Origin of the sequence: Streptomyces sp. CA-210063, assembly GCF_024612015.1 — a bacterium.
GTDB lineage: Bacteria > Actinomycetota > Actinomycetes > Streptomycetales > Streptomycetaceae > Streptomyces.
Map to the genome: position 1 here is coordinate 6,403,735 of NZ_CP102512.1, position 26,230 is coordinate 6,429,964.

The following is a 26,230-nucleotide window of genomic DNA, read 5'->3' on the forward strand; positions in this document are numbered from 1 at the left end:
TGGCGGCGGCCCGCGGCCTGGACGGCCTGTGGCCGGGGTCGGTGAGGCCCGGCCTGTGGCCGCGCAGGAGGGCGGTGGCCGGCAGCCCGTCACCCGCGGTGCCTCCTTCCATGAGATGTGGCGTGAGCTGCGGCCCATCGGGCGGCACCCCGAATCCGGTGGCTATCGGCGGTTCGCCTGGACCGGGGCCGATGCCGAGTGCCGGGCCTGGTTCGAGGAGCAGGCCCGGGACCGTGGGCTGACCCATGAGGTGGACCGGAACGGGAATCAGTGGGCCTGGCTCGGGGATCCCGCCGCCGGGGATGCCGTCGTCACCGGATCGCACCTCGACTCCGTTCCCGACGGGGGCGCCTTCGACGGCCCTCTCGGTGTCGTGTCCTCCTTCGCCGCACTCGATGAACTGCGGGCCCGGGGCGCCCGGTTCGACAAACCCCTCGCCATCGTCAACTTCGGGGATGAGGAGGGGGCCCGGTTCGGGCTGGCCTGTGTGGGGTCTCGGCTGGCTGCCGGGCAGCTGACCGTCGAGCAGGCGGGGCGGCTGACCGATGCGGACGGGGTCACGTTGCCGCAGGCGATGGAGACCGCGGGGTACGACCCCGAGGGCATCGGGCCCGATCCGGAGCGGCTCGCGCGGATCGGGGCCTTCGTCGAACTGCACGTCGAGCAGGGGCGGGCGCTGGATCTGTCGGGGGACGCCATCGGGATCGCCAGTGCCATCTGGCCGCACGGGCGGTGGCGGTTCGACTTCCGGGGCGAGGCGAACCACGCCGGCACGACACGGCTCGTCGACCGGCGGGACCCCATGCTGTCCTACGCGGAGACCGTGCTCGCGGCCCGGCGCGAGGCGCGGCTGGCCGGGGCCGTCGCCACATTCGGCAAGATCTCCGTCGAGCCGAACGGGGTCAACGCCATCCCCTCCCTCGTGCGCGGCTGGCTCGACTCCCGCGCCGAGGACCAGAAGACCCTGGACACGGTCGTCGGCGCGATCGAAGAGGCCGCCCGTGACTACGCCCGGGAACACGGCATCGAGCTCGATGTCGTCCGGGAGTCGTTCACCCCCGTCGTCGAGTTCGAGCACGCGCTGCGGGACGAGATCGCCCGCATCCTGGGCCGGGACACGGCCCAACTGAACGTGCCGGTGCTCGGGACCGGCGCCGGACACGACGCCGGGATCCTCTCCGGGAGCGTCCCGACCGCCATGCTGTTCGTGCGCAACCCCACGGGCGTATCGCACTCCCCGGCCGAGCACGCCGCAGAGGACGACTGCCTGGCCGGGGTGACCGCGCTCGCCGACGTACTGGAAGGGCTGGCCCGCAGGTGACGGAGACGACCTACTGGCTCGAACACGCCTGGCTCGGCACGCATGTCGAGCCGGGCGTGGCCTTGACCGTGGCGGGAGAGGGCAGCCCCCGAGCCGGCCGCATCACCGCCGTGCGCACCGACACGCCCACCCCGCCGCCCGGTGCCGTGGCCCTGCGCGGGCTTACCCTGCCCGGCCTCGCCAACGCCCACAGCCACGCCTTCCACCGGGCCCTGCGCGGCACCGTGCAGGTCGGCTCGGGCACCTTCTGGACCTGGCGCGAGGTCATGTACCAGGTGGCGGAACGGCTGACCCCGGACACGTACCACGCTCTCGCGCGGGCGGTGTACGCGGAGATGGCCCTGGCCGGCATCACCGCCGTCGGCGAGTTCCACTACGTGCACCACGCGCCCGGTGGCATCCCGTACGCCGACCCCAACGCCATGGGCGAGGCGCTCATCGCGGCCGCCGCCGAGGCGGGCATCCGGATCACCCTCCTCGACACCGCCTACCTGTCCGCCGGCATCCTGAACAAGCACAGCGGCCAGGCGCCCAACCACCACCAGCTCCGCTTCTCCGACGGCACGGCGGAGGCCTGGGCGGAACGCTGTTCAGTTCTCAAGGACCGGGATCACGCGCGGATCGGTGCGGCCGTCCACTCCGTACGGGCCGTGCCGGCCGGGCAGTTGGCGACCGTGGCGCGGTGGGCCGAGGAGCGGCGGGCCCCGCTGCATGTGCACCTGTCGGAGCAGACGGCGGAGAACGACGCCTGCCGTCAGGCACACGGGTGCACGCCCACCCAACTCCTCGCCGAGCACGGTGTGCTGGGCCCCCGGACGACGGGCGTCCACAACACCCACCTCACCGACGAGGACATCGCCCTGATCGGCGACAGCGGCACCGGCACCTGCATGTGTCCCACGACGGAACGCGACCTCGCGGACGGCATCGGCCCCGCCGCGGCCCTGCAACGGGCGGGCTCCCCGCTCTCCCTCGGCTCCGACAGCCACGCCGTCATCGACCTGCTCGAAGAGGCGCGCGCGATGGAGCTGAACGAGCGGCTGCGCACCCGTACGCGCGGTCACTGGACGGCGGCGGCCCTGCTGCGGGCGGCCTCGGCCGACGGCCACGCGGCGATCGGCTGGGACGACGCCGGTGCCCTGGAGGCGGGCGCGCTCGCCGACTTCACGACGATCGCGCTCGACTCGGTCAGGACTGCAGGGCCGCTTCCACGGCTGGGCGCGGAGACCGCGGTATTCGCTGCGTCGGCAGCAGACGTGTCGCACACGGTCGTGGGTGGTCGGCACGTCGTACGGGACGGGGCGCACGCGCTCGTACCGGATGTGCCGAGAGCCCTCGCGGACGCCGTCGCGGCACTGCGCGGATGACCCCCGGCCGCCCGCCCGCGCGACCGGTCCCCGAACCCGACCCCACCGCCGACCAGGCAACCAAGGACGCCATGAGCAGCCCGACGACCGTCAGCCCCGCCAACTCAGCGAGCACCGCAAGCACGCTCATCACCAACATCGCTGCCCTGGTCACCAACGACCCCTCCCTGGGCGACGGGTCGCCCCTCGGACTGATCCAGGACGCGGCCGTCGTCATCGACGGTGAACGCATCGCGTGGACCGGTGATCAAAGCAAAGCACCCGCCACTGACAATCGGGTCGACGCCGGTGGCCGGGCGATGATCCCGGGCTTCGTCGACTCCCACTCCCACCTGGTCTTCGCGGGCGACCGGACCGCCGAGTTCAACGCCCGTATGTCCGGCCGGGCCTACAGCGCGGGCGGCATCCGTACGACCGTCGCGGCCACCCGCGCCGCGTCCGACGAGGAACTGGAGGCCAACCTCACCCGTTACCTCCGCGAGGCCCTCCGCCAGGGCACGACCACCTTCGAGACGAAGTCCGGCTACGGCCTGACCGTCGAGGACGAGGCCCGGGCGCTGCGCATCGCCGCGCGGCACACGGACGAGGTGACGTACCTCGGCGCGCACATCGTGTCCCCCGACTACGCCGAGGACCCGGCCGCATACGTAGCCCTCGTCACCGGTGAGATGCTCGACGCCTGTGCCCCGTACGCCCGTTGGATCGACGTCTTCTGCGAGAAGGGCGCCTTCGACGGCGACCAGGCCCGTGCGATCCTCACGGCCGGCAAGGCCAAGGGCCTGCACCCGCGCATCCACGCCAACCAACTGTCGTACGGCCCGGGTGTGCGACTCGCGGTCGAGCTGGACGCGGCGAGCGCGGACCACTGCACGCATCTCACCGACGCCGACGTGGACGCCCTCGCCCACAGCCGGACGGTCGCCACCCTCCTCCCCGGCGCCGAGTTCTCCACCCGCGCCGAGTGGCCGGACGCCCGCCGACTCCTCGACGCGGGCGTCACCGTGGCCCTGTCGACGGACTGCAACCCCGGGTCGTCCTTCACGTCGTCCGTGCCGTTCTGCGTCGCGCTCGCCGTGCGGGACATGGGGATGACCCCGGACGAGGCCGTCTGGTCGGCCACGGCGGGGGGTGCGCGGGCGCTCCGCCGCGATGACATCGGCCGCCTCACGCCGGGCGCGTACGCCGATCTCGCGCTGCTGGACGCGCCCAGCCATGTCCATCTCGCCTACCGGCCGGGGGTTCCCCTGGTCGCGGGGGTGTGGCGCAGGGGCGTACGCGTGGTCTGACCGGGCCTCAGCCGTGCACGGGCCCGGCGCCCGCCCGCCACCGTTGCCGGTCGCGCCCCTTCTCCTCGGCGAAGGCGACGGAGCCGAGCGCATCCGGTGTCACCGCGTGGTCCGGGGCGATCGCCGGGCGGATCACTCCCCGGGAGTCGACCTCGAACCGCAGGTTCTCGCCGTTGTCGCCGTCGAGCGAGTCGCACTCCCAGATGCCCACACCGTCGTCGGTCGCCCCCCGGCTGTCGAGGCACAGGTCGGGGTCGGCGAACGACTGGAGGGCGTCCCGCTCGGCGTCGACCCGCCAGCGCTGGGTGTCACGCGAGGAACAGGTGGCCGTGACGACGTCGGTGCCCTTCTCCAACTCGCCCCGGATGTCCAGGCACAGGCCCGAGGCGACGTTCACCACCTGGGTGTAGGCACCGTTCAGCGGCGGCCCGTACGGCAGCGACGGTGTCGTGGTGTCCGGCTTCGACGGGCTCGGGCTCGGGCTCTTCGTCGGCTTGGGGGACTTCGGGGGCTTCGACGGCCGCTCGGTGCGCGAAGCGGTCGGAGAGGGCGTCGGGCTCGACGGGGCCGTCGGCGTCACGCTGACCGGTGGCGGAACCGACGGCGTACCGGCGGAATCCGCCGCGTCCGGTGACGACGAGTCGCCCCGGCCCGAGAACACCAGGAACGCCAGCAGCGGCGCCAGCGCCACGCCCAGGGCCACCGAGGACAGCACGAGCCGCCGTGACGGCGGCCACACACCAGCCGGGGTCCCGGCCCCGGCCCCGCTCGCAGCACCGGCCCGGGCTGCCACGCCGCCCGCGACCCCGGCCGACGCGTCGGCTCGGACCCCGCCCCCCGCTCCGGCCACCGCACCGAACCGGGCCTCAACCCCCGCCCCAGCCCCGGCCCCGGCCCAAGCCTCAGCTTCCGCCCCGGCCTCCGCGCGGTCCCGGCCGTCGGCCTCGACGCCGGAGCCGACGCCCGGCTCTCCCCACGGCTCCGCCGCTGCCGGCGCCCATCCCCCTGCTCGGAAGCCTGCCCCGGTCCCCGCCCGTGCTCCCGGCCCGGCTTCGGCAACCGGGTCCGCGAAATTCTCGGCGGCTTCCGCCCCGGCGCCCGGACGACCGCCACCAAAGCCCGGTCCCCCACGCGCACTTGGTCCGCCAAGCGCACCCGGTCCATCACCTGGTCCGTCAAGCGCACCGGGTCCGCCATGTGCCCCCACCCCGCCCCCCGCGTACGCCGTACCGCCCCACGGCAGCAACCCCTCCGCGAGCGTCGCGCGCGGGTGGTCGCGCAGGGCGCACAGTTCCTCGTACGCGCCGGTGCAGTGTGTGCAGTGCGCCATGTGGGCCTGCAGATCCGTGCTGTGGCGAGGGGTGTCCGGGCGTACGGACTCCTCGATCAGCCGGCGGAAGTCCTGGCAGCGCGGGTCCTCGGAGGCGACGAGGCGCACTCTGAGACAGGCCTGGCGCAGGGCGTTGAGCGCGGGGTCCCGCCGGTACGCCACTTCGTCGGCGGTGAGGCCGAGGAGCACGGCCGTACGGTCGTCGGGCTCGCGCTCCACCACGCCGTACCAGACGAGGCCCTGGGCGCGCGACGGCAGGGATTCGAACGCCGCGAGCAGGGGCGGGACGAGGCCGTTGGGGCCCACCGTGTCGAAGGCGCGGCGGAGGCCGCGGGCGAGGCCGGACGCGTGGTCGTCCGCGGCCCAGGTGGCGGCCACCCGTGCGGTCAGCAGGAGCAGATGGTGGCGCCAGGGGACGGTCGGCTCGCTGCCGCGCGCCGTCTCCCGGGTGGCGACGGTGAACACCTGGGTCGCCAACTGCCGTGCCGCGGACTCGCTCGCGGCGCACAGCCGCGCGTAGGCGAGGACCGAGGGGTGGTGGCGTTCGCGCAGTTCCCGCAGGGCCGGATACGCGATGGGCGAGTCGGCGCGCAACAGCGCGGTGAGGCGCGCGTCGGACGCGCCCGCGTGCCGTTTGTCGGACGGGTCGCCCGGGCGTATGCCGTCGCCCGGGCGTACGCCCAGTGCGTTGGTGTCCTGGTGTGCCTCATGGCTGTCGTCGTCGCCGGGGCGCTCGTCCCGAGCCCGAGTCATCCTCGTGCCTCCTCGCCCCCCGTGTCCGCCCGCCGGTTCTGGCATACCGATCAGTCTGGGCGCGTGACCATAGTGGCGGAAGGAGGACCGCGGGGAAGGTGTTTCTCGCGGTAAGGGGTTGCTATAGGGGTCGGGCCGGGAACAGTTCGGCCGGGTACGGGAGGAGTGTCGCAACTCCTGCCGCACCCGGCCGACTTGTGTCACTACCGCCGTCATCGCCGTCACTGGCCCGCGCCGACACCGATGTTCTCGGCGTCGGAACGCGCTCACTCCTCCAGCGTCAGTCCCTTGCGCAGCCGTACCAGCGTGCGGGACAGCAGCCGGGAGACATGCATCTGGGAGATGCCCAGTTCGTCCCCGATCTCGGACTGCGTCATATTGGCGACGAACCGCAAGGAGAGGATCTTCCGGTCGCGCGGCGGCAGTTCGGCGATCAGCGGCTTCAGGGACTCGACGTACTCGATGCCTTCGAGGCCGTGGTCCTCGTAGCCGATCCGGTCCGCCAGCGCGCCCTCGGAGTCGTCCTCCTCGGGCTGGGCGTCCAGTGACGAGGCGGTGTACGCGTTCGACGCCGCCATGCCCTCGACGACCTCGTCGTTCGTCAGCCCGAGGCGCTCCGCCAACTCTCCCACTGTCGGAGCGCGATCGAACTTCTGGGCGAGCTCGTCACCGGCCTTGGCCAGGTCGAGCCGGAGCTCCTGAAGTCTGCGCGGGACCCGCACGGACCAGCTCGTGTCACGGAAGAAACGCTTGATCTCGCCGACGATGGTCGGCATCGCGAAAGTGGGGAACTCGACGCCCCGGCTCAGTTCGAAGCGGTCGATCGCCTTGATCAGGCCGATCGTGCCGACCTGGATGATGTCCTCCATCGGCTCGCTGCGCGACCGGAAGCGTGAGGCGGCGAACTTCACCAGGGCCAGGTTGAGTTCGACCAAAGTATTGCGGACGTACGAGTATTCGTACGTGCCTTCCTCGAGGGACTCCAGCCGCTCGAAGAGGGTCTTGGACAGGGCCCGTGCGTCCACCGGCCCCACCTCGTCGTACGGGGGGATCTCCGGAAGGCCGGCGAGCGCGTCGCCCGGATCGTGGGCGAGGTCGTCCGGGATCTCTTCCGGAGAGGGTGCCGACGTCGCCCTCTGGGTATGCGATTCGTCGAGCCGGGGTGACATGATGTCCTCCATCGTTCTCGGCATATGGCCGCCGATGCCAATACGTGCACTGCGGTGTGCGGCGCCTCCAAAGCCGGCCGTGTCGATTCGTGTCTCTACTAGCCCTACCCGGTTTCACGACGTCGTCGCAAGTGCCTACTGTGGCGAAATGTCCATTTGTGGGCGATTGTTCGGGTGTCGGGGTGTGTGGAGAAGGCGTAGTGTTCGAGGGCGAGTCAGCAGGCACGACGGTCGGGAGAGAGACGGCATGGACCGTGGGACGGTCGGCAACGCGCAGTCGGGCCGACTACGGGTCGAGGTGCGGGAAGTGGGCCCCAGCGCCGTCGTGACCCCGGCGGGTGAGCTCGATCACCACACCGCCGATCTGTTGCGTGAGCCACTCGAAAGCTGCCTGGACAAGGGATTCGCGCGCCTGGTGGTGGACTGCTCACGCCTGGAGTTCTGCGACTCCACCGGGCTGAACGTCCTCTTGGGCGTGCGGCTCAGGGCGGAGGCCGCGGGCGGCGGGGTCCATCTCGCGGGAATGCTCCCGGCGGTGGCGCGGGTGTTCGAGATCACCGGGGCGGACGCGGTGTTCACCGTGCACGACACGCTTGCGGCGGCCTTGGGCGACTAGGAGTGGCCGAACCGGTCGGCGGCACCCCGGGGAGGGGGTGCCGCCGACCGGTCGGCCGGACCGGTCTCAGCTCTCGGACCGGTCGCCCGCCTTCGGCGCCGTCCCCAGGTGTCCCACCCCGAACGGCGGGTTGTTCTCGTCACAGGTTCTGTGCCGAAAACGTGGGTGTTCTCACGGTTCGCTCGGGCAGGAGACATCCTGAACATGTCGTCAGCGGCCCGGGAACGGTTCGGTGACGGTGGCGCGTACGGGCGGCGGCGTGGACGGGCGGCGGCGTGGACGGACAGGGGTTCGGCGGCGGCCCGGCGGCCCGGCGGCAACTCGGCAGCGGCCGCAGAGGCTTGGCGGTACGACGGAAGTACGGATGGCGCTACGGATGACAGCAGAAAACGGCATGTGCCGCGGGCCTTCGTCCCGCACCCTTGATGAGTCCTGAATCGTGAACTGGCGAATCGGTGAGGTGAAGCGCTGATGAGCACCACCCGGCCTTTCTCGCCGGGCGACCGCGGCCCGGAACCGGGTGCCGGCGGCGCTTCCGGGGCGCCAGGCGAGGACCCGCCCGCGGCACCCGTCGCGAGCCGTCAGTCCCGCCGGTTGAGCTTCGACGGCGAGAGCGGGGTGGTTCCGCTCGCCCGTGACTTCACGCGGCAGGCCCTGTACGCGTGGGGGTGGTTGCCGGCCGCGACCGCGGATCAGCGGGCGGCGGCGGAGGATGTGCTGTTGGTGGTGTCCGAGCTGGTCACCAACGCGTGTCTCCATGCGGAGGGCCCGGCCCAGTTGTGGATCAGCTGCGACAACAAGGTGCTGCGGATCGAGGTGTCCGACCGGGGGGCGGGGAATCCCGCGCCGCGGACACCGCATCGGGCTGGGCGGCCGGGCGGGCATGGCATGTTCATCGTGCAGCGGCTCTGTCTGGACTGGGGGGTTGTACGGGCTCCGGGGGCGGCCGGGAAGACTGTCTGGGCGGAGTTGGGGGCACCGGCCTAAGCGTCGTGGGGGTGCTCTGGTTCGGCGGCTGAGGGTCGTTCGTGGCTGATCGCGCAGTTCCCCGCGCCCCTGGGTATCCCGGGCGAGCCCATGGCCTCGAAGCCCAGCCCGGTTCATCGACACACATCCGACACTTGCGTGTGTCTTCCTTCTCCACGAGGCCCGGCGTACCTTGAGCGGCCGATCTGATGTTCCGTCAGAATGTGGGGTGCCAAGGTGTCGTACCGGACGTACCAGAAACGAACCGCCGCGCTCGCGTCCCTCGCGGCCCTGGCCGGCTCGGCGGTGCTGATGGCCGCTCCGGTGGCCCATGCCGAGGTCGTGGACGTGGAGTACAACTGCAAGACGCCGATCGGGGACAAGTCCGCGGTGTCGCCGATCGACATCAAGGGCGTCGAGAGCGGCGACGGCTACAAGATCACGATGTCGTGGCAGAAGGGCGTGTCGTCCAGCCCGGTCGAGCTGGGCAAGGGCGCGATGACGCCGAGCGCCACGATCGAGCTGGGCGGGGCCGACAGCGGCACGCTCACGGTGACCGGGCCCGCCAATCAAGAGGCGATTCCGGCCAATACGCCGATCGAGATCAATGACCTGAGCGGCACGTACACCCCGAAGGAGACCGGCAAGGTCGACTTCACCGCCGGCGTGCTCACCATCAAGGCCCTCGGGACGGTGACGACCTGCACGCCGGGGAACGATCCCGGGCCGTCGTTGACGCTCGACGTCACCGCCGCGGGCGGGAGCGCCTCGGGTGGGACTTCGGGTGGTACGGGGGGCGGCTCGGACTCGGGTGGATCCGGTGGGTCGGAGGGTGAGCTTCCGCAGACCGGGCCCCTGGACTCGGCGGTCGCCCTCGGCACGCTCGGCGGCACGGTGCTGCTCGCCGGGGCGGCGGGGGTGCTGTGGGTGACGCGCAGGAATCAGGCCGTACGTCGCTGACGGGAGACGGGAGCGGTGACGTGATCGGAAGGCGGCGGCTCTCCGCGTCGGCGGTGGTGGTGTTCACGTTCGCGTGCGTGCTCGCGCTGCTCGTGGCGCCGTTCGCCGGTGGGGTCGCCCGGGCTGCGGAGAAGCCGACGGTGACGTTGTCCAAGTCGCAGGCCGGGACCGGTGGTTCGGTCACCGTGACCGGCAGCGGCTGGCGGCCGAAAACGATCCTGATGATCCTGATCTGCGGTCGGTCCGAGCCGTCGCGGGGTGTGCCCGGCGGCACCGACACCTGCGCCAACGCCGACGGGCGGGCCGTGACCGCCGACGGCAAGGGCCACTTCGAGCGGGAGGTGCCGGTGGCGGAGCCGCCGGTGCCGTGTCCGTGCGTGGTGCACGTCAGCACCATCACGGGTCCGAAGGCCGAGGCCGACGCGGTCCTCCAGGTCGCCGGGCACTCGGTCGAACCGTTGCCCCAGGAGGCGACCGGCGGACGGCTGTCGCTCCTGACGGACGGTCGGCTGAAGGGTTCCAGTGGGCTGTTGACCTGGTTCGGGGCGCCGCCCGCCCGCGAACTGGTCTTCACCGTCGGCAACGTCGGCACCTCCCCGGTCGAGAACCCCGTCTTCCAGGTCGGCACCTCCCACGGTGTGTTCGCGCCGCAGTGGGAGGAACAGCGGTGGCGCGGCACGATCCAGCCGGGCCGCAAGGCCCTCGTCACCCTGCCCGTGGACCTCGCGGCCGGGGCCCACGGCGACTACACCGTCTCCCTCAAGTACGGCGGCAAGGTCCTCGCCGAACAGTCGTGGGGCGTGGGCCGCCCCTGGGGCGTCACCCTCTTCTGGCTGATGCTCTGCGTCGTCGTACCGGCCGCGCTGTTCCGGATCGGGATGGCGGTGGTGGACCGGGTACGGCCGGGGCGCACGACGGCCGGGCGGCGGGGGCGGGGACGGGGGTGGAGGATGCCCGAACTCCCTGTCTGGGTACCGAGGTTGGGCACCTCGACCGCCGCGCACGCGCAACCCCGTACGTCGTCCCGCACGCGTACGGCCTCGACCCTGCCGTGGTTCACACCGGACAACGATCCGGGCGCGACCGGGGCCGCGCGGCTCTCCGTACGGCAGGAAGACACATCCACGTGAGAGGCCTGAGACATCTGAGGCTGTGAGACACGCAAAGAACGGGGAAGGGCCGCCGCACCCGGAGGTACGGCGGCCCTTCCTGCGCATCGTCCGCATCGGATCGTCCGGGGCCGGGGCTCAGTGGACGTCGCCCGTGAGGGCCCTGACCTTCTTGCGGTACATGTAGATCGCGAAGCCGGCGAGGGCGGCGAGGGTGGCCTCGAAGGCGACCATTCCGGTGCCGCTGAGGTCGAAGCCGCCGACGGCCGGGTTGGAGAGCAGACCGGTGACGGAGTCGCCCGCGGTGACCGCGAGGAACCACACACCCATCATCTGGCTGGCGTACTTGGCCGGGGCCATCTTCGTCGTCACCGACAGACCGACCGGGGAGAGGCACAGCTCACCGACGGTCTGGATGAAGTAGATGCCCACCAGCCACATCGGGCTGGTCAGCGTGCCGTCCGCCGCCATGCCCAGCGGGATCAGGAAGAAGAAGAACGAGACGCCGATGAGCACCAGGGCCATCGCGAACTTCACGGCCGTGCTGGGCTCCCTGCCCTGACGGTTCAGCCACAGCCAGAGCCAGGCGAAGACCGGGGCCAGCGCCATGATGAACAGCGGGTTCAGCGACTGGTACCAGGAGGTCGGGAAGGCGAAGCCGAGCAGCGAGCCGGCCACCTTCTCGTCGTTCGAGCCGAACGCCTGGACCGTGGACGCGCCCTGGTCGTAGATCATCCAGAACACGGCGGCGGCGACGAAGAACCAGATGTAGCCGGTCATCTTCGACTGCTCGGCGGCCGACAGCTCCTTGTCCCGCTTGATACGCAGCAGCACGCCGGCCGGGACGATCAGACCGATGACGGTCAGCGGGATCATCGCCCAGTTCAGGGTGAAGTGGCCGCTGAGGCCGACGGCGCCGTAGAAGACGGCCGCGACGGCCAGCCAGAGCAGGCCCTTGCGGAGCCAGGCGGCGCGCTCCTCGGCCGCGAGCGGCTTGGGGACGATGTCGCTCTTCGGGTTCAGGGTCCGGCTGCCGAGGAGGAAGGCCGCGAGGCCGATGGCCATGCCGACCGCGGCGAGACCGAAGCCGAGGTGCCAGTTGACCTCCTGGCCGACGGTGCCGATGGCCAGCGGCGCGAAGAAGGCACCCGCGTTGATGCCCATGTAGAAGATCGTGAAGCCGCCGTCGCGCCGCGGGTCCTCGGGGCCGTCGTACAGATGGCCCACCATCGTGGAGATGTTGGCCTTCAGCAGACCTGAGCCGGCCGCGACCAGCGCCAGGCCCGCGAAGAACGGGGCCTGGCCGCCCGGCAGGGCGAGCACCAGGTGCCCGGACATGATCGTGACCGCTGCGATCGTCACCGTCTTGCGGGGACCCCAGACACGGTCGCCGAGCCAGCCGCCGGGCATCGCGAGCAGGTACACCATCGCCGAGTAGACGGCGACGATCGTGGTGGTGGTGGCCAGGTCCATGGCCAGGCCGCCGCCCATGCTGCCCTTGCCGGCGTCGGGGCCGCCGGAGAGCAGATACACGGTCAGGAGGGCCTTCATGCCGTAGTAGGAGAATCTCTCCCACATCTCGGTCATGAAGAGAGTGGCCAGTCCGCGGGGGTGGCCGAAGAAGGTGCCCTCGGTGCCGGGGGTTCCCCGGCCGGCCGAGTCCTTCGTCAGGCTGGACGCCATGGTCGTTCCTTGCAGGTGGGGACGGCGCACGTGGGGGCGCGCGCCCGGTGGAGGGGGGCGGCCGGCACCGGCCGGCCGGGACGTCCACCCCACGCCCACGGGGATTCCGCCCCGGGTCACGGGGCGGCGGACGGCGACCACCGGGATCCACGCCCCTGTGCGCGCGTCGACGCGTCGATGCGTCCCGCGTGTTCGGGGCCCGGCCACAGGTCGTTCCGCACACAAAAGAGACCTTCAGCGCAGATATGCCGCCAAAGGCCCCCACGTGTTGCTACAGGCGTTCCGTCACCATACGTCAGAAGACTGAGGGAAACGGAAGGGCTTGAGAGGTGAATCACAGGTAAGAAGGGAACCGTGATCGCCTATTCGAAGGTCATTCATGGGTTCGCATCGCACAGACGCAGGGCATGACTACGGAGGGTGCGGTACGGCGACGCCATGTTCACGGGATCAGCGCGCGATCCGCACCGGACCCGGGCACCTTCTCCACGCATCGGCGCGCATCTTCACCGGGGCGGGACGAAACGCCCGCCGCAGTGGATCATGCCCCGGCGAAGTAAGAGAACCGTTGGACAAAGGTGTGAATCACGCTTGCCGATCACCCTCCACCTGCGGTTCTCGGCGGACTACCATCACTCCATGACCCGTGTACTGCTCGCCGAGGACGACGCGTCCATCTCGGAGCCGTTGGCTCGCGCACTGCGCCGGGAAGGGTACGAGGTGGAGGTCCGCGAGGACGGCCCCACCGCGCTGGACGCCGGAATGCAGGGTGGTGTCGACCTGGTCGTCCTGGACCTGGGGCTGCCCGGAATGGACGGCCTGGAGGTGGCCCGCCGGCTGCGCGCCGAGGGTCACGCCATCCCGATCCTCATCCTGACCGCGCGTGCCGACGAGGTGGACACCGTCGTCGGCCTCGACGCGGGCGCCGACGACTACGTCACCAAGCCCTTCCGGCTGGCCGAGCTGCTCGCCCGTGTCCGGGCCCTCCTCCGGCGCGGTGCCGCGGAGCCGGCGCAGCCGCCGGCCACCCATGGGGTGCGGATCGACGTCGAGTCGCACCGGGCGTGGATGGGCGACGAGGAGCTCCAGCTCACGGCGAAGGAGTTCGACCTGCTGCGGGTGCTCGTGCGTGACGCGGGGCGGGTCGTCACCCGTGACCAGCTGATGCGGGAGGTCTGGGACACGACGTGGTGGTCGTCGACGAAGACGCTGGACATGCACATCTCCTGGCTGCGGAAGAAGCTGGGCGACGATGCGGCGAATCCGCGGTACATCGCCACGGTGCGGGGGGTTGGGTTCCGCTTCGAGAAGAACTGACGGGCCCCGGGGGGCCTACCAGCTCGGGGGTTCGCGTTTCTGTGCGGCCGCGTGTGGTTCGTGGCTGATCGCGCCCACGCGGCGGAGCCGCATATGGATGCAGCCCCGCGCCCCTTACGGGCGCCCCTGCCCCCGGGTGCCAGAACACCCGGGGGGACACTGGTCCACGTAAAACACACCGCCCCGCCCGGAGGGCAACCGTGCGTCGCCGTCTCATCCAGTCCACCCTCGCCGTCGTCCTCGTCGTCATCGCGGTCTTCGGTGTCTCCCTCGTCATCGTCGAGACCCGGACGATCAGCAACAGCGCCCAGGAACGCGTGGAGTCCGAGGCGGTCCAGCTGACGAGCATCGTGGACAGCCGGATCATCGGCGACGAACGGATCACCGCGGAGGTCCTCAGGGACCAGGTGGGCGACGAGCGCTACGCCCGTATCGAGGTCCCGGGCCAGCCCACGATCGAGATCGGCGAGAAGCCCGTCGGTGACGTCATCCGGCACCAGGCCAAGGGCGAGAAGGACGAGATCGTCACGGTCGAGGAGTCCCGCTCCGCGGTCAGCCGCGAGGTCGGCCGTACGCTGCTGATCATCGCGGCGGTCGCCCTGCTCGCCGTCGTCGCCGCCGTCCTCCTCGCCGTACGCCAGGCCAACCGCCTCGCGTCCCCCCTCACGGACCTCGCCGAGACCGCCGAACGGCTCGGCTCCGGCGACCCGCGCCCCCGCCACAAGAGATACGGCGTCCCGGAGCTGGACCGCGTCGCGGACGTGCTGGACGCCTCCGCCGAGCGCATCGGCCGCATGCTGACCGCCGAGCGGCGCCTCGCGGCGGACGCGTCCCATCAGCTGCGTACGCCGCTGACCGCGCTGTCCATGCGGCTGGAGGAGATCACCCTCACCGACGACCTCGCCACGGTGAAGGAGGAGGCGCACATCGCCCTCACCCAGGTCGAACGCCTCACGGACGTCGTGGAGCGGCTCCTCACCAACTCCCGCGACCCCCGCAACGGCTCCGCCGTCTCCTTCGAGCTCGACGAGGTCATCAAACAGCAGCTGGAGGAGTGGCGGCCGGCGTACCGCAGCGCCGGACGGGCCATCGTCAGCTCGGGCAAGCGGCACCTGCAGGCCGTGGGCACGCCCGGCGCCGTCGCCCAGGTGCTGGCCGCGCTGATCGAGAACTCGCTCATGCACGGGGGCGGCACGGTGGCGTTGCGGACGCGCGTGACCGGGAACCAGGCGGTGATCGAGATCACGGACGAGGGGCCGGGCGTTCCCGCCGACCTCGGGGCGCGGATCTTCGAGCGGGCGATCAGTGGGCGCAACTCGACGGGGATCGGGCTGGCCGTGGCGCGGGACCTCGCGGAGGCCGACGGGGGGCGGCTGGAGATGCTCCAGACGCAGCCGCCGGTGTTCGGCCTGTTCCTGTCGCGTACGCCGGTGAGGGCGCCGTCCGGCGATGACCGGCCTGTTCGGTAGCTCGGCGGTTCGGTAGCTCGGCGGTTCGGTGGCCCGGTGGCTCGGTGCGAGTGGTGTTCGCGGATGCGCCGTAGCTCCGGGGCGTAGGACGGCGACTGCGGATGGTTCGTGGTTGCTCGCGCAGTTCCCCGCGCCCCTTACGGGGCGCTGCCCCTCAGCGGCGCTTGCCCGTGGTCGCGGGTGGGTGGGCGGCCCTTGCTTCGAGGAACGATTCCGCGCTTGCCACCGCCTCGCGGGCCGGGAGGGCGCGGAACACCCAGGTGCGGTACGACCAGAAGCGGAAGAGGGTCGCGACGCCGATGCCGAGGAACTTGAAGATGTTGGACTGCAGGGGGCTGTCCCAGCCGAAGCTGTACGTGGCGGTGTAGAGGATGCCGTTCTCGATCACCAGTCCGACCGCGCTGAACAGCAGGAAGAGCGACATCTCCTTCGTACGGCCGCTCTTGTCACGGTCCCGGTACGTGAAGTAACGGAAGCCGATGTAGTTGAAGGCGATGGCGACGACCGTGGCGATGACGCTCGCCCGGACGACCTGGAGGTCGGTGGTGTGCCGCACGAGGTTGAACACGGCGAGGTTCACCAACAGCCCCGCACCGCCCACCGCGCCGAACTTGGCGACCTCCCGTATGAGCAGGTCGATCCGGCGGCGCAGAGCGCTGCGGGGCTTCGTATCAGGCCCCGAGGTGGTACTTCCCATGGGTACGGCCCCCGTCACTCGGTCCGGTCGGTGTGGTGCCGGTGGTCAGCCGGTTGCTGTTCCGTCCGAAATGAGTTGATCTTCGGTCGAAATCCACTGGTTCAGCCATGCTAACCAGCGCTCCTCGGCAATGCCTGTGCAGAAGCTCACAGCGGCGGTACGGGAGCGGTACGGAGGCGGTACAGGGGTGGTCCAGGGGGGAAAGGGGCGGGGAAATCGGACAGCTGGGAGTGGCCGATTCCGTGGCCGATACCCTGGGGGCGTGACGTTCCCGGTAGTCGGCATGGTCGGCGGGGGGCAGCTCGCTCGTATGACACACGAGGCGGGCATCCCGCTCGGCATCAGGTTCAAGCTCCTCAGTGACACCCCTCAGGATTCCGCGGCGCAGGTCGTCGGCGATGTCGTCATCGGCGACTACCGCGACCTCGACACGCTGCGTGCGTTCGCGCAGGGCTGCGACGTGATCACCTTCGATCACGAACATGTACCCACCGAGCACCTACGCGCCCTGGAGGCGGACGGCATCCCCGTCCGCCCGGGGCCGGACGCGCTCCAGCACGCCCAGGACAAGGGGGTGATGCGCGCGAAGCTCGACGCGATCGGTGTGCCGTGCCCCCGGCACCGCATCGTCGCGGACCCCGACGACGTGGCCGCTTTCGCCGCCGAGGGCGATGGGTTTCCGGTCGTTCTCAAGACCGTGCGGGGCGGCTACGACGGCAAGGGCGTGTGGGTCGTCCGGTCGGTCGAGGACGCCGCCGAGCCCTTCCGCGCCGACGTCCCGGTCCTCGCGGAGGAGAAGGTCGACTTCGTACGGGAGCTGGCCGCCAACGTCGTACGGTCGCCGCACGGCCAGGCCGTCGCGTACCCGGTCGTGGAGTCGCGGCAGGTGAACGGCGTCTGCGACACCGTCATCGCGCCCGCGCCCGACCTCGACCCGGCCCTCGCCCTCAAGGCCGAGCAGCTGGCCCTGACCATCGCCAAGGAACTGGACGTGGTCGGCCACCTCGCCGTCGAGCTCTTCCAGACCCGCGACGGTCGCATCCTCGTCAACGAGCTGGCCATGCGCCCCCACAACTCCGGCCACTGGAGCCAGGACGGCGCGATCACCTCGCAGTTCGCCAACCACGTACGGGCCGTCCTCGACCTGCCGCTCGGCGACCCGCGCCCGCGCGCCAAGTGGACCGTCATGGTCAACGTCCTCGGCGGCGACTACCCGGACATGTACTCCGCGTACCTGCACTGCATGGCCCGCGACCCCCAGCTCAAGATCCACATGTACGGCAAGGACGTGAAGCCCGGCCGCAAGGTGGGCCACGTCAACACCTACGGCGACGACCTGGACGACGTGCTGGAGCGCGCCCGTCACGCCGCCGGTTACCTGAGAGGCACGATCACCGAATGAGCCCCGTCGTAGGCATTGTCATGGGATCGGACTCCGACTGGCCCGTCATGGAGGCCGCCGCGCAGGCCCTCGACGAGTTCGAGATCGAGTACGAGGTCGACGTCGTCTCGGCGCACCGGATGCCGCGCGAGATGATCACGTACGGCGAGGAGGCCGCGGACCGGGGCATCAAGGTGATCATCGCGGGTGCGGGCGGCGCCGCCCATCTGCCCGGCATGCTCGCCTCCGTGACCCCGCTGCCGGTCATCGGCGTGCCCGTGCCGCTGAAGTACCTCGACGGCATGGACTCGCTGCTGTCGATCGTGCAGATGCCGGCCGGTGTGCCCGTCGCGACCGTCTCCGTCGCCGGGGCCCGCAACGCCGGCCTGCTGGCCGCGCGCATCCTGGCCACGCGCGACGAGGAACTTCTCGGCCGTATGCGGGAGTTCCAGCAGGAGCTGAACGACCAGGCCGCCGAGAAGGGCAAGCGCCTGCGCACCAAGGTCGAGGGAGCCGGCAACGGCTTCGGCTTCGGGAAGTAGACGTAACGGATGACGGGATGACGGGATGACGGGGGACATGGGTATGGCATCGCTGGAAGCAGCCCGGGAGCTGCTGCGGGAGTTCCCGGTCGCGGACGGGCACAACGACCTGCCCTGGGCGCTGCGCGAGCAGGTCCGTTACGACCTGGACGCGCGGGACATCGCCACCGACCAGAGCGCCTATCTGCACACCGACCTGGCGCGGCTGCGCGCGGGCGGAGTCGGGGCGCAGTACTGGTCGGTGTATGTCCCCTCGGATCGCCCGGGGGCCGTGCCCGCGACGCTCGAACAGATCGACTGCGTACGGCAGTTGATCGACCGTTACCCGGCAGAGCTGCGGGCCGCGCTGACCGCCGCCGACATGGAGGCGGGCCGCGCCGAGGGCCGCGTCGCCTCGCTGATGGGTGCCGAGGGCGGCCACTCCATCGACAACTCCCTCGCCACCCTGCGGGCGTTGTACGCACTGGGCGTCCGCTATATGACGCTCACCCACAACGACAACATCGCCTGGGCGGACTCCGCGACCGACGACCCGGCGGTCGGCGGTCTGTCGGCGTTCGGCCGCGCGGTCGTGAAGGAGATGAACCGCGAGGGCATGCTCGTCGACCTCTCGCACGTGGCCGCGACGACGATGCGCGACGCGCTCGACACGTCCGTGGCCCCGGTGATCTTCTCCCACTCCTCGTCGCGGGCCGTCTGCGACCACCCCCGCAACATCCCGGACGACGTCCTGGAGCGCCTGCCGGCCAACGGGGGCGTGGCGATGGTCACGTTCGTGCCGAAGTTCGTGCTCCAGGCCGCCGTCGACTGGACGGCCGCCGCCGACGAGAACATGCGCGCCCACGGCCTGCACCACCTCGACACCACCCCCGAGGGGATGGCGGTCCACCGCGCCTTCGAGGAGCGGAATCCGCGCCCGATCGCCACGGCGGCCACGGTGGCGGACCACCTCGACCACATGCGCGAGGTCGCCGGCATCGACCACCTCGGCATCGGCGGCGACTACGACGGCACCGCGTTCACCCCGGACGGCCTGGACGATGTCTCCGGCTACCCGAACCTGATCGCCGAGCTCCTCGACCGCGGCTGGTCCCGGACCGACCTGGCCAAGCTGACCTGGCAGAACGCGGTCCGGGTACTGGGCGCGGCGGAGGACGTGGCCCGGGACCTCCAGAGCCGTACGGGCCCCTCGAACGCGACGCTGGAGCAGCTGGACGGGTGACCCCGGGCGTCACCCGGGTGGCGTACGGCGGCCCTCGCGGCGGCCGTACAACCCGAACGCCCCACCCACCAGGAAGGCGGGCGGCCCCCGTGCCACGGTGACCAGTACTGCGATCACCCAACGGCTACGGAGGTCCGCCATGGCAGATCTGCAGGACGAACTGGAAGCGGCGGGGGAGGCGGGGGAACTCGACACCGCGCCCACCACCGGTACGAAGCGGAAGCCCGAACGGGGCGATCGGTCACCGGTCGCGGAGCCGATATCCCCGGGCGACGGGACGGCGGGGACGGCCGAGCCCGGGACGCCCATGGGGACGGCGGAGCCTCGGACCGCTGAACACCCCGGGCCCGGGAGCGCCGGGCACGGCGAGGCCGGGACGACCGCGCTCGCGAACGCCGAGCCCGGGGGCGCCGAGCCCCCCGATGAGCTGGCGGAGGCACACGCGTTCCTCGTCGAGCACCCCGTCGCCGACGGCTACAGCGGGCTGCCGTGGGTGCTGCGCCATCTGCCCTGGTACGACCTGGAACTGGGCGAGGGCGGTGTGGACACCGATGTGCCGAGGATGCGCAAGGGCCACATCGGCGCGCTGTTCTGGTCGCTGCACCTGCCGGAGGGTATGACGGGCGACCGGGCGGTGGGCGCCACCCTGGAGCAGCTGGACCTGGTCAGGACGGTCGTCCAGTCCCACCCCGAGGGCCTGCGGCTCGTGCACAGCGCGGGGCAGACCACCGACGCCCGCAACTGCGGCCGGGTCGCCATCCTGCTCGGCCCCGCCGGAGCGCCCGCCCTCGGCGACTCCCTCGGCATCCTGCGCACCCTGCACGCCCTGGGCCTGAAGATCCTCACCCTCGCCGGTGTGTCCTGGACGGGCGAGGCCGGGCTGACCAGGTTCGGCGAGGAGGTGGTCCGCGAGATGAACCGCATCGGCGTCCTCGCCGACGTCTGCGGAGCCTCCGAGGCGACCGTCCGCCGCACCCTCGCGGTCTCCCGCGCCCCGGTCCTGTGCACCCGCTCGGCGGCCCGCGCCCTGTGCCCCCACCCGGCCAACCTCCCCGACGACCTCCTCGCCGAGCTGGGCGAGGCACAGGGCCTGTGCATGGTGCCGCTGACCAGTGAGCAGACCGGCCCGTCCATCCGCGACGTGGCCGACCACCTCGACCACGTCCGCGCGGTCGCCGGCCCCGAGTGCGTCGGCCTCGCCGGCACGTACGACTCGGGCGCCGCCCACCCGGCCAACCTCCCCGACCCCTCCTGCTACCCCCACCTCGTCGCCGAACTGCTGCGCCGAGGCTGGTCGGCGGACGACCTAGCCCTCCTGACCTGGGGAAACGTTCAGCGCGTCCTGCGCAGCGCCGACTTCACGGCGCGGGCGGCCCAGGACCGCCGCGAGGCGTCGACGGCGAAGATCACGGAGCTGGACGGATAGTCCGTGGGGCTGCCGGGCGTCTCGGACTGTGCGTGGGCTGCCGGGCGTCTCGGACTGTGCGGGGGCCGCCGGGCGTCTCGGACTGTGCGGGGGCCGCCGGGCGTCTCGGACTGTGCGTGGGCCGCCGGGCGTCTCGGACTGTGCGGGGGCCGCCGGGCGTCTCGGACTGTGCGTGGGCCGCCGGGCGTCTCGGACTGTGCGGGGGCTGCCGGGCGTCTCGGACTGTTCGTGGGGCTGCCGGCCGTCTCGGACTGTGCGTGGGCCGCCGGGCGTCTCGGCGGGCGCGGAGTCAGTCGGCGCAGAGGCAGAACGGGTGGCCGGCGGGGTCCGCGTAGACCCGCCAGCTCCGCGAGCGGTCCTCGGCGTCCAGCGGCCGCGCCCCGAGCGCGAGCACCTCCTTCTCGGCCGCGTCCATGTCCTCCACGGTCAGGTCCAGATGGAACTGCTGCGAGGCGTCGGGCGCGGGCCACTTCGGCGGTACGTACCCCTCGGCGGCCTGGAACGCCAGCGACTGCCCGCCCGGCACCTTCAGATCCACCCACTCCCCGTTGTTCTCGTCCTTCACGGTGCCGCCCAGCACGCCGGCGTAGAAACCGGCGAGCGACCGCGGATCGGGGCAGTCCAGGACGACGACACCCAGCTTGGCGACAGCCATGACTTCCTCCTTGCAATCGGTGCCACTCAAGGGGTACCCACCCCGGTCACATCACTCCACGGGTCACCAGCCCGGGTCACCCACCCGGGTCACCCCGATGAGCCGGGCCTTTCCCCCTCCCCCTCCCGCGCGGCCGCCGCCCGTGAGCCGACCAGCAGCAGACACAGGACGGCGACCCCCGCGACCAGCCCGGCCAGCACGAGCAGCGGGTCCAGGGGGCGGGCCGCCGACGCGGTCGTCGTCTGGGTCTGTGGCGCGGTGGTCGCGGGCACGGGGTCCACGGCCACGGCGGGTGGCGTGGACGCCAGGGCCGTGGTGGGCGGCGGTGCCGACGAGGGAGTCGTGCGCGCCGGAGTCCGGTCGCCCGTCCGGGGTGCCGTCGTCGCGGCCCGGCTCGGCACCGTCTCCTGATGCCCGCCGGAGGTCCCCGAGTGGTCGTGCGCGGTGGGCGCCGCCGAGGTCGCGGGCGCCGGCGCGCGGACCACGATCCGGGCGGTCATGTCGGGGTGGACGGTGCAGTAGTAGCCGTACGTACCGGCCACGGTGAAGGTGAAGCTCCAGCTCTGGCCCTTGTCGAGCATGGGGGAGTGGATCGAGGCGGGGCCCGAGGTGGTCTTCACGTCGTGCGGTGCCGTGTCCTGGTTGGTCCAGGTCACGGTGGAGCCGACGTCGACCGTGAGTGTGCCCGGCGCGTAGGCGTACCCCTTCATCGTCACCCGGTACGAGGCCGCCGACGCCCGCTCCGGTGCCACGAACAGCGAGAACAGCGAGAAGAGCGAGAACGACAGGAAGGCGAGGACCAGTACGGCGGGGACGGCACCCGGGGCCGCCCGCCCGCGCGTCCTCACGCGAACTCCGCGGCGACCAGCAGCCGCAGCCGCGTCGCCGGGCGCAGCCGCCCGAACCGGAACCCGGTGGCCCGGCGCAGCAGCCGGTACGGCAGCCGGGCGGTGCCGACCACGAGCAGCCGGTCGTCGCCACGCTCGACCACCCGCAGCCACAGCAGCACGGGGAAGGCGACCCCGCGCACGTCGAGGTCGGCGAGCAGCCGCAGCCGGCGCCCGCCGTCGAGGGAGTCGACCTGCTCGGAGACGAGAACGGACCGCGCCCCGGCCCTCCCGACGAACTCGAACCGGAACACGGGCTGTTCGGAGCCGTCCGGCACGGTCAGCGACGCCCCGGTGAGGGTGACGCGGCGGCGGCCGGTCGGCAGTGGGCCGTACCACGCGGTGAGTTCGACGAGTGAGCGGTCGGGGGCCACGGCGTACCGGCCGGGCAGGGGAAAGGGTGGCGGGTCGGTTCCGCCGCGGGACTCCGGGGGCGGGGGAACGGTGGGCAGGGTGACGGTTGTCATCCCGGATCTCCTTGGAAGCGGTTCCCGAGGTGTGGGGAGGATGTGGAGAATGGGGGTGGGCGCCGGTCCGGCCGGCTGAGCCCCGGCCGGACCGGCGCCCACCTTCGTCGCGGCGGGACGCGTCAGCAGCTGTTCGTGAGGAAGTCCTCGGTGGGGGCGAGCAGTTGCCCGGCCCAGACCGTGTGCATCTTCACGTAGCTGTCGGCGTTCAGCAGGTCGGTGACCTGCTGCCCGAGCGACTGCTCCAGGTGCGCCTTGTTGATGTGGTTCAACAGCGTCGAGAGGGTGTCGTCGGAGATCGATCCGCCACCCTCCACGACCGGCGCCAGGATGGTCTCGACCCACACCGTGTGCATCTTGATGTACGAGTCGAGCGCCAGCGCGTCCTGCACCTGCTCACCCGGCGAGCGCTCCAGGTGGGCGCTGTTGAGGTGCTGCAGGATCGGCAGCAGCACGTCCTGGACGCTGGCGCACTGCTCGTCGTCACCGTCCCCGCCACCGCTCGTGCCACCGGACGTGGTGGTGCCCCCGCTGGTGCTCGACCCACCGGAGTCGGAACCACCGCTGGATCCGCCGGTCGTGCCGCCGGTCGTACCGCCGGAGGTGCCACCGGTCGTGCCGCCCGTGGTCCCCCCGGTGGACCCGCCGGTCGAACCGCCCGTGGACCCGCTTGTGGACCCGCCGGTCGAGCCACCGGTGGACCCGCCCGTCGACCCGCTGTCGTCCTCGACGACCTTCACGGACGCCACCATGTCCGGGTGCACCGCGCAGTAGTACTCGTACGTCCCGGCCTTGGTGAAGGTGTACGACCAGGAGTCGCCCTGCTGCAGCGTGCCGGAGTCGAAGTCCGCCGGCGCCTTGGTGGTGGTGACCGTGTGCGGCGCGCTGTCGTGGTTGGTCCACTGGACCGTCTCGCCGACCTTGACGACGAGCTGCTCACCGTCCCCGTACTCGTAGTTCATGATGTCGATCTGGTGGTCCGGCGCGGCGGCGGCGGCCGGCTGCGCCTCGGCGGCGGCCGCGGGCGCCTGAGCCGCGTCCGTGGTCACCTCCGAACCGCTCGCCGAAGTGCCCGCGGCCGCCTGCAGCAGCCCCAGACTCAGTACGGCGGCCATGGCCGCTCCGAGCCCGCCGACGAGCAGGGCCCGGTTCCCGGCCGGCGGCTTGCGACGCAACTCCCGCTCGCCGGGTTCCTTGGTGCTTTCCACAACAACTCCTTTGTGTTTCGGGGGAGTTCAGCGGCCGGGATCGGCCGTGACCAGCACACTCGTCACGGCGAGGACGGCGAGGACGAGCCCCGCCTCCGCCGCGACCGAGTAGGCGAAGGGCCGCACGGAGGCGGCGTCGCCGCGCAGCAGCACGGCGAGATCGAGGCGGGTGCGCACCCACTGGCGGCTGCACTGGGCCGCCACCAGCACCACGGCGAGGACACCGGTCTTCAGCAACAGCAGCTGCCCGTACGAGGTGTGCAGCAGCGCGTCGTACGACCCCACGACCTGCCAGGCGAGGACCAGCCCGGCGGCGGCGACGGCGGCCACGCTCGCGGCGGCGAGCCGTGAATACCCGGGCACCACCGCGGCCAGCTCACCGGGCTCGCGACGCGGCAGCACCGCCACCGTCAGCATGACGAGCCCGCCCACCCACAGCGAGGCACCCAGCAGATGGACCAGATCGGCGACGGCACCCCATGTGGGCTCGCCGCCCTCGGCGTTGTGACCCGTCATGCCGGTCGTCCGCAGCAGCCCGAGCGTCACCGCGAGGGCACCCACACACCAGCCGGGCGAGCGCGCCGTGCGCCCACCGCCCTGCAACAGCCCGGCCAGCACCACGGCGGCGAGCACCCACACCAGCGCACGGGCCGCGAGCACGACGCCGGGCCGGGTGGCCAGCACCTCGGCGAACGTCTCGGGCCGCAGCGCGTCCCGCAGCCCGCCGAACGTGCCGTACGCGCCCTGCAGCCCGAGCCCCGCGACGGTCGAGAGCAGCCCGCCGGTCCACGCCAGCCCGAGCAGCGCGCGGGCCCGGGGCTCGTGTGCGCCGCGCGGCCACAGCAGCGCGACGAAGCCGAGCCCGCCGACGAAGAGGGCCAGCGACACGTATCCGGTCCAGCGAGCGGCGACGAGGCCTTTCCGCACCAGGGGGGACGGTGCGGGGGCGGCCTCGTCGCCGCGTTCCTGGTCGGCCACCGGCGCGGTCGCGCCGATGCCGAAGGCGAGTCGGCCGGAGGAGGCGTGCCCGTCCTCCTCGTCGACGACGGACCACATGACGGCCACCTCGTGCCCGGCGGGATCGCCGAGGGCGACACGTACGGTCTCGGCGCTCTCACCCGGCGACCGGCTCACGGGCAGCCGGTCGCCGTCCATGGTCAGTACGCGTACGTCACCGAGGTCGACGGCTTCGTCGAACACGAGGGTGAGACGGTCGGGCACCTCGGCGAGTTCGGCACCGTCCTGGGGCGTCGAACGGACGAGTTCGGTGTGGGCGGAGGCGGGCGTGGCACCGACCACGCCGTAGAGCAGCGGGACGAGGAGAAGCAGCAGGACGGCGTGGAGTCGCGGGCGGGCTCCGTGGCTGCGGCCGGTCACGGGGTGGCCTCCGGCAGCGGGGAGACGGAGATCCCGGGAAGTCCGAGAACCCCGGGGACCCCTGAGACCCCAGGTACGCCGGTGATCCCGGAGGTCCCGAGCAGGCCGGTGAGCGGGACCAGTCCCACACAGGGCGAGGACGAGGGAGAGGGCGAAGGCGAGGACGGGGGCTCGGGCGTCGCGGCGGTGCCGTTGAGGACGCCGAACAGCGGCTGGGTGACCCCGGTCAGCAGCGGCGTCACGAGCCGCACCTCGCCGTCCGCGCAGCCGCCGTCGTCGGTGCCGTCCCCGGGCTCGTCACCGGGGTCGTCCCCGGGCGCGGACTCCGACGGCGAGGGCGACGGGGAGCCGGTGGGGGTGGTGCCGTGCTCGTGCCCGCCCTCGTCCCCCGAGTGCCCCTCGTCTCCGGAGTGCCCCTCATCGTCACCGCCCCCGTGCCCGGTGTGCGTGTCGCCGCCGCCGTCCGACACGGGCAGCTGCCCGTTGTCCACCGGCATCTGGTCCATCGGGTTCTGCGGCGCGGGCGTGGGAGCGGGGGGCGCTGTCGCGGCAGGGGGCGAGGCCGGGGGAGCGGCGGCCTCGCCCGGGCCCTGGGCGGAGGACGCGCCGATGCCCGACGCGTAGCCGAGCACGATCACCACGGCGCCGACGAGCGCTCCCGCGACCAGTTCGTCACGGTGGTCCCTGGGCCACTCCACCCTGCGCGAGACAGGCATGATCACTCCTGGCATGGTCCGGACAATCCCGGTCGATGAATGCGGAACGGCGAATGTCGATCAGCGAATGCGGACCAGTGGAGTGGCAAGCGGATTCCATGCGAATACGCATTTGTTAACCGCTTGTTGCCTACCTCTCTTTCGGGGGTGACCCTCCCGTGAGAACGGTCGACATCGGTCGTATTCCGCGCAATGTGATCGTGAAGAAAGCGAGCAGAAGGGACACCGATTCCTTCACAGTGCTCGAATTGAATTCGAAAAGGAAGGGGGTGCGGGAGGGAGAGCGGAAGGGCCAACTGCCCTTTG

General features: G+C 71.8%; 23 protein-coding genes. 13 read left to right on the forward strand and 10 right to left on the reverse strand.

Annotated elements, in window-relative coordinates; genetic code table 11:
- Positions 1-115: 115 nt before the first annotated feature.
- The 3 genes from JIX56_RS28085 to hutI are packed head-to-tail and all read left to right on the forward strand — an operon-like array spanning position 116 to position 3,974.
- Positions 116-1,321, forward strand: coding sequence for an allantoate amidohydrolase (locus JIX56_RS28085; protein ID WP_257551167.1), 1,206 nt, complete (start codon positions 116-118; stop codon positions 1,319-1,321).
- Positions 1,318-2,688 (forward strand): formimidoylglutamate deiminase, encoded by a 1,371-nt coding sequence (locus tag JIX56_RS28090; protein WP_257544630.1) that lies wholly within the window; start codon positions 1,318-1,320, stop codon positions 2,686-2,688. The genes JIX56_RS28085 and JIX56_RS28090 overlap by 4 nt, the downstream gene beginning before the upstream one ends.
- Entirely contained in the window at positions 2,685-3,974 is a 1,290-nt protein-coding gene (gene hutI, locus JIX56_RS28095) for an imidazolonepropionase (protein WP_257544632.1), read from the forward strand. The genes JIX56_RS28090 and hutI overlap by 4 nt, the downstream gene beginning before the upstream one ends.
- 7 nt (positions 3,975-3,981) lie before the next feature.
- On the opposite strand, the gene JIX56_RS28100 is transcribed toward hutI, so the two are convergent.
- Positions 3,982-6,057, reverse strand: a complete 2,076-nt coding sequence (locus tag JIX56_RS28100; protein ID WP_257544634.1) for an RICIN domain-containing protein — start codon at positions 6,055-6,057, stop codon at positions 3,982-3,984.
- Between the two features lie 266 nt (positions 6,058-6,323).
- On the reverse strand, positions 6,324-7,226 hold the full coding sequence (locus JIX56_RS28105; RefSeq protein ID WP_257544636.1) for an RNA polymerase sigma factor SigF: 903 nt from the start codon (positions 7,224-7,226) through the stop codon (positions 6,324-6,326).
- Between the two features lie 247 nt (positions 7,227-7,473).
- Between JIX56_RS28105 and JIX56_RS28110 the strand changes: the two genes are divergently transcribed.
- The 4 genes from JIX56_RS28110 to JIX56_RS28125 all read left to right on the forward strand — a co-directional run bounded on the left by JIX56_RS28110 (position 7,474) and on the right by JIX56_RS28125 (position 10,898).
- Complete coding sequence (locus JIX56_RS28110; RefSeq protein WP_257544638.1) at positions 7,474-7,842, forward strand: STAS domain-containing protein; 369 nt, start codon at positions 7,474-7,476, stop codon at positions 7,840-7,842.
- 471 nt (positions 7,843-8,313) lie between these two features.
- Positions 8,314-8,829 carry an ATP-binding protein gene (locus tag JIX56_RS28115; RefSeq protein WP_257544640.1) on the forward strand — a complete coding sequence of 172 codons (516 nt, stop codon included), beginning with the start codon at positions 8,314-8,316 and terminating at the stop codon, positions 8,827-8,829.
- Positions 8,830-9,030: 201 nt separating this feature from the next.
- Positions 9,031-9,768, forward strand: coding sequence for an LPXTG cell wall anchor domain-containing protein (locus JIX56_RS28120; protein WP_257544642.1), 738 nt, complete (start codon positions 9,031-9,033; stop codon positions 9,766-9,768).
- A gap of 20 nt (positions 9,769-9,788) precedes the next feature.
- A complete protein-coding gene (locus JIX56_RS28125) occupies positions 9,789-10,898 on the forward strand; it encodes a hypothetical protein (RefSeq protein WP_257544644.1) in 1,110 nt (369 codons plus the stop codon).
- 117 nt (positions 10,899-11,015) lie between these two features.
- Here the strand turns inward: JIX56_RS28125 and JIX56_RS28130 are convergent, their stop codons facing one another.
- Positions 11,016-12,560: a peptide MFS transporter gene (locus tag JIX56_RS28130; RefSeq protein ID WP_257544645.1), complete on the reverse strand. Its 1,545-nt coding sequence runs from the start codon at positions 12,558-12,560 to the stop codon at positions 11,016-11,018.
- Positions 12,561-13,199: 639 nt separating this feature from the next.
- Between JIX56_RS28130 and JIX56_RS28135 the strand changes: the two genes are divergently transcribed.
- Both JIX56_RS28135 and JIX56_RS28140 read left to right on the forward strand, forming a co-directional pair.
- The gene (locus JIX56_RS28135; protein WP_239754987.1) at positions 13,200-13,877 is read left to right on the forward strand and encodes a response regulator transcription factor; all 678 of its coding nucleotides are present in this window, start codon (positions 13,200-13,202) and stop codon (positions 13,875-13,877) included.
- Positions 13,878-14,077: 200 nt separating this feature from the next.
- The gene (locus JIX56_RS28140) at positions 14,078-15,346 is read left to right on the forward strand and encodes an ATP-binding protein (protein WP_257544647.1); all 1,269 of its coding nucleotides are present in this window, start codon (positions 14,078-14,080) and stop codon (positions 15,344-15,346) included.
- Between the two features lie 154 nt (positions 15,347-15,500).
- Here JIX56_RS28140 and JIX56_RS28145 read toward each other — a convergent pair whose 3' ends face one another.
- Complete coding sequence (locus tag JIX56_RS28145; RefSeq protein ID WP_257544649.1) at positions 15,501-16,043, reverse strand: GtrA family protein; 543 nt, start codon at positions 16,041-16,043, stop codon at positions 15,501-15,503.
- Between the two features lie 262 nt (positions 16,044-16,305).
- On the opposite strand from JIX56_RS28145, the gene JIX56_RS28150 reads away from it, so the two are divergent.
- The 4 genes from JIX56_RS28150 (at position 16,306) to JIX56_RS28165 (ending at position 20,614) form a co-directional block, all read left to right on the forward strand.
- A complete protein-coding gene (locus tag JIX56_RS28150; protein WP_257544651.1) occupies positions 16,306-17,445 on the forward strand; it encodes a 5-(carboxyamino)imidazole ribonucleotide synthase in 1,140 nt (379 codons plus the stop codon).
- Positions 17,442-17,966 carry a 5-(carboxyamino)imidazole ribonucleotide mutase gene (purE, locus tag JIX56_RS28155; protein ID WP_257544653.1) on the forward strand — a complete coding sequence of 175 codons (525 nt, stop codon included), beginning with the start codon at positions 17,442-17,444 and terminating at the stop codon, positions 17,964-17,966. Before JIX56_RS28150 ends, purE begins: the two co-directional genes overlap by 4 nt.
- A 43-nt stretch (positions 17,967-18,009) precedes the next feature.
- Positions 18,010-19,188, forward strand: a complete 1,179-nt coding sequence (locus JIX56_RS28160; protein ID WP_257551169.1) for a dipeptidase — start codon at positions 18,010-18,012, stop codon at positions 19,186-19,188.
- A gap of 139 nt (positions 19,189-19,327) precedes the next feature.
- Entirely contained in the window at positions 19,328-20,614 is a 1,287-nt protein-coding gene (locus JIX56_RS28165; protein ID WP_257544655.1) for a dipeptidase, read from the forward strand.
- 289 nt (positions 20,615-20,903) lie between these two features.
- Here the strand turns inward: JIX56_RS28165 and JIX56_RS28170 are convergent, their stop codons facing one another.
- The 6 genes from JIX56_RS28170 to JIX56_RS28195 all read right to left on the reverse strand — a co-directional run bounded on the left by JIX56_RS28170 (position 20,904) and on the right by JIX56_RS28195 (position 25,924).
- Complete coding sequence (locus JIX56_RS28170) at positions 20,904-21,269, reverse strand: VOC family protein (RefSeq protein WP_257544657.1); 366 nt, start codon at positions 21,267-21,269, stop codon at positions 20,904-20,906.
- A gap of 89 nt (positions 21,270-21,358) precedes the next feature.
- Positions 21,359-22,117, reverse strand: coding sequence for a cupredoxin domain-containing protein (locus tag JIX56_RS28175; protein ID WP_257544658.1), 759 nt, complete (start codon positions 22,115-22,117; stop codon positions 21,359-21,361).
- Complete coding sequence (locus tag JIX56_RS28180; protein ID WP_257544660.1) at positions 22,114-22,623, reverse strand: hypothetical protein; 510 nt, start codon at positions 22,621-22,623, stop codon at positions 22,114-22,116. The genes JIX56_RS28175 and JIX56_RS28180 overlap by 4 nt, the downstream gene beginning before the upstream one ends.
- A 122-nt stretch (positions 22,624-22,745) precedes the next feature.
- Positions 22,746-23,831, reverse strand: coding sequence for a cupredoxin domain-containing protein (locus tag JIX56_RS28185; protein WP_257544662.1), 1,086 nt, complete (start codon positions 23,829-23,831; stop codon positions 22,746-22,748).
- Positions 23,832-23,858: 27 nt separating this feature from the next.
- Positions 23,859-25,208 carry a copper resistance CopC/CopD family protein gene (locus JIX56_RS28190; protein WP_257544664.1) on the reverse strand — a complete coding sequence of 450 codons (1,350 nt, stop codon included), beginning with the start codon at positions 25,206-25,208 and terminating at the stop codon, positions 23,859-23,861.
- Complete coding sequence (locus JIX56_RS28195; protein WP_257544666.1) at positions 25,205-25,924, reverse strand: hypothetical protein; 720 nt, start codon at positions 25,922-25,924, stop codon at positions 25,205-25,207. The genes JIX56_RS28190 and JIX56_RS28195 overlap by 4 nt, the downstream gene beginning before the upstream one ends.
- Between the last annotated feature and the right edge of the window lie 306 nt (positions 25,925-26,230).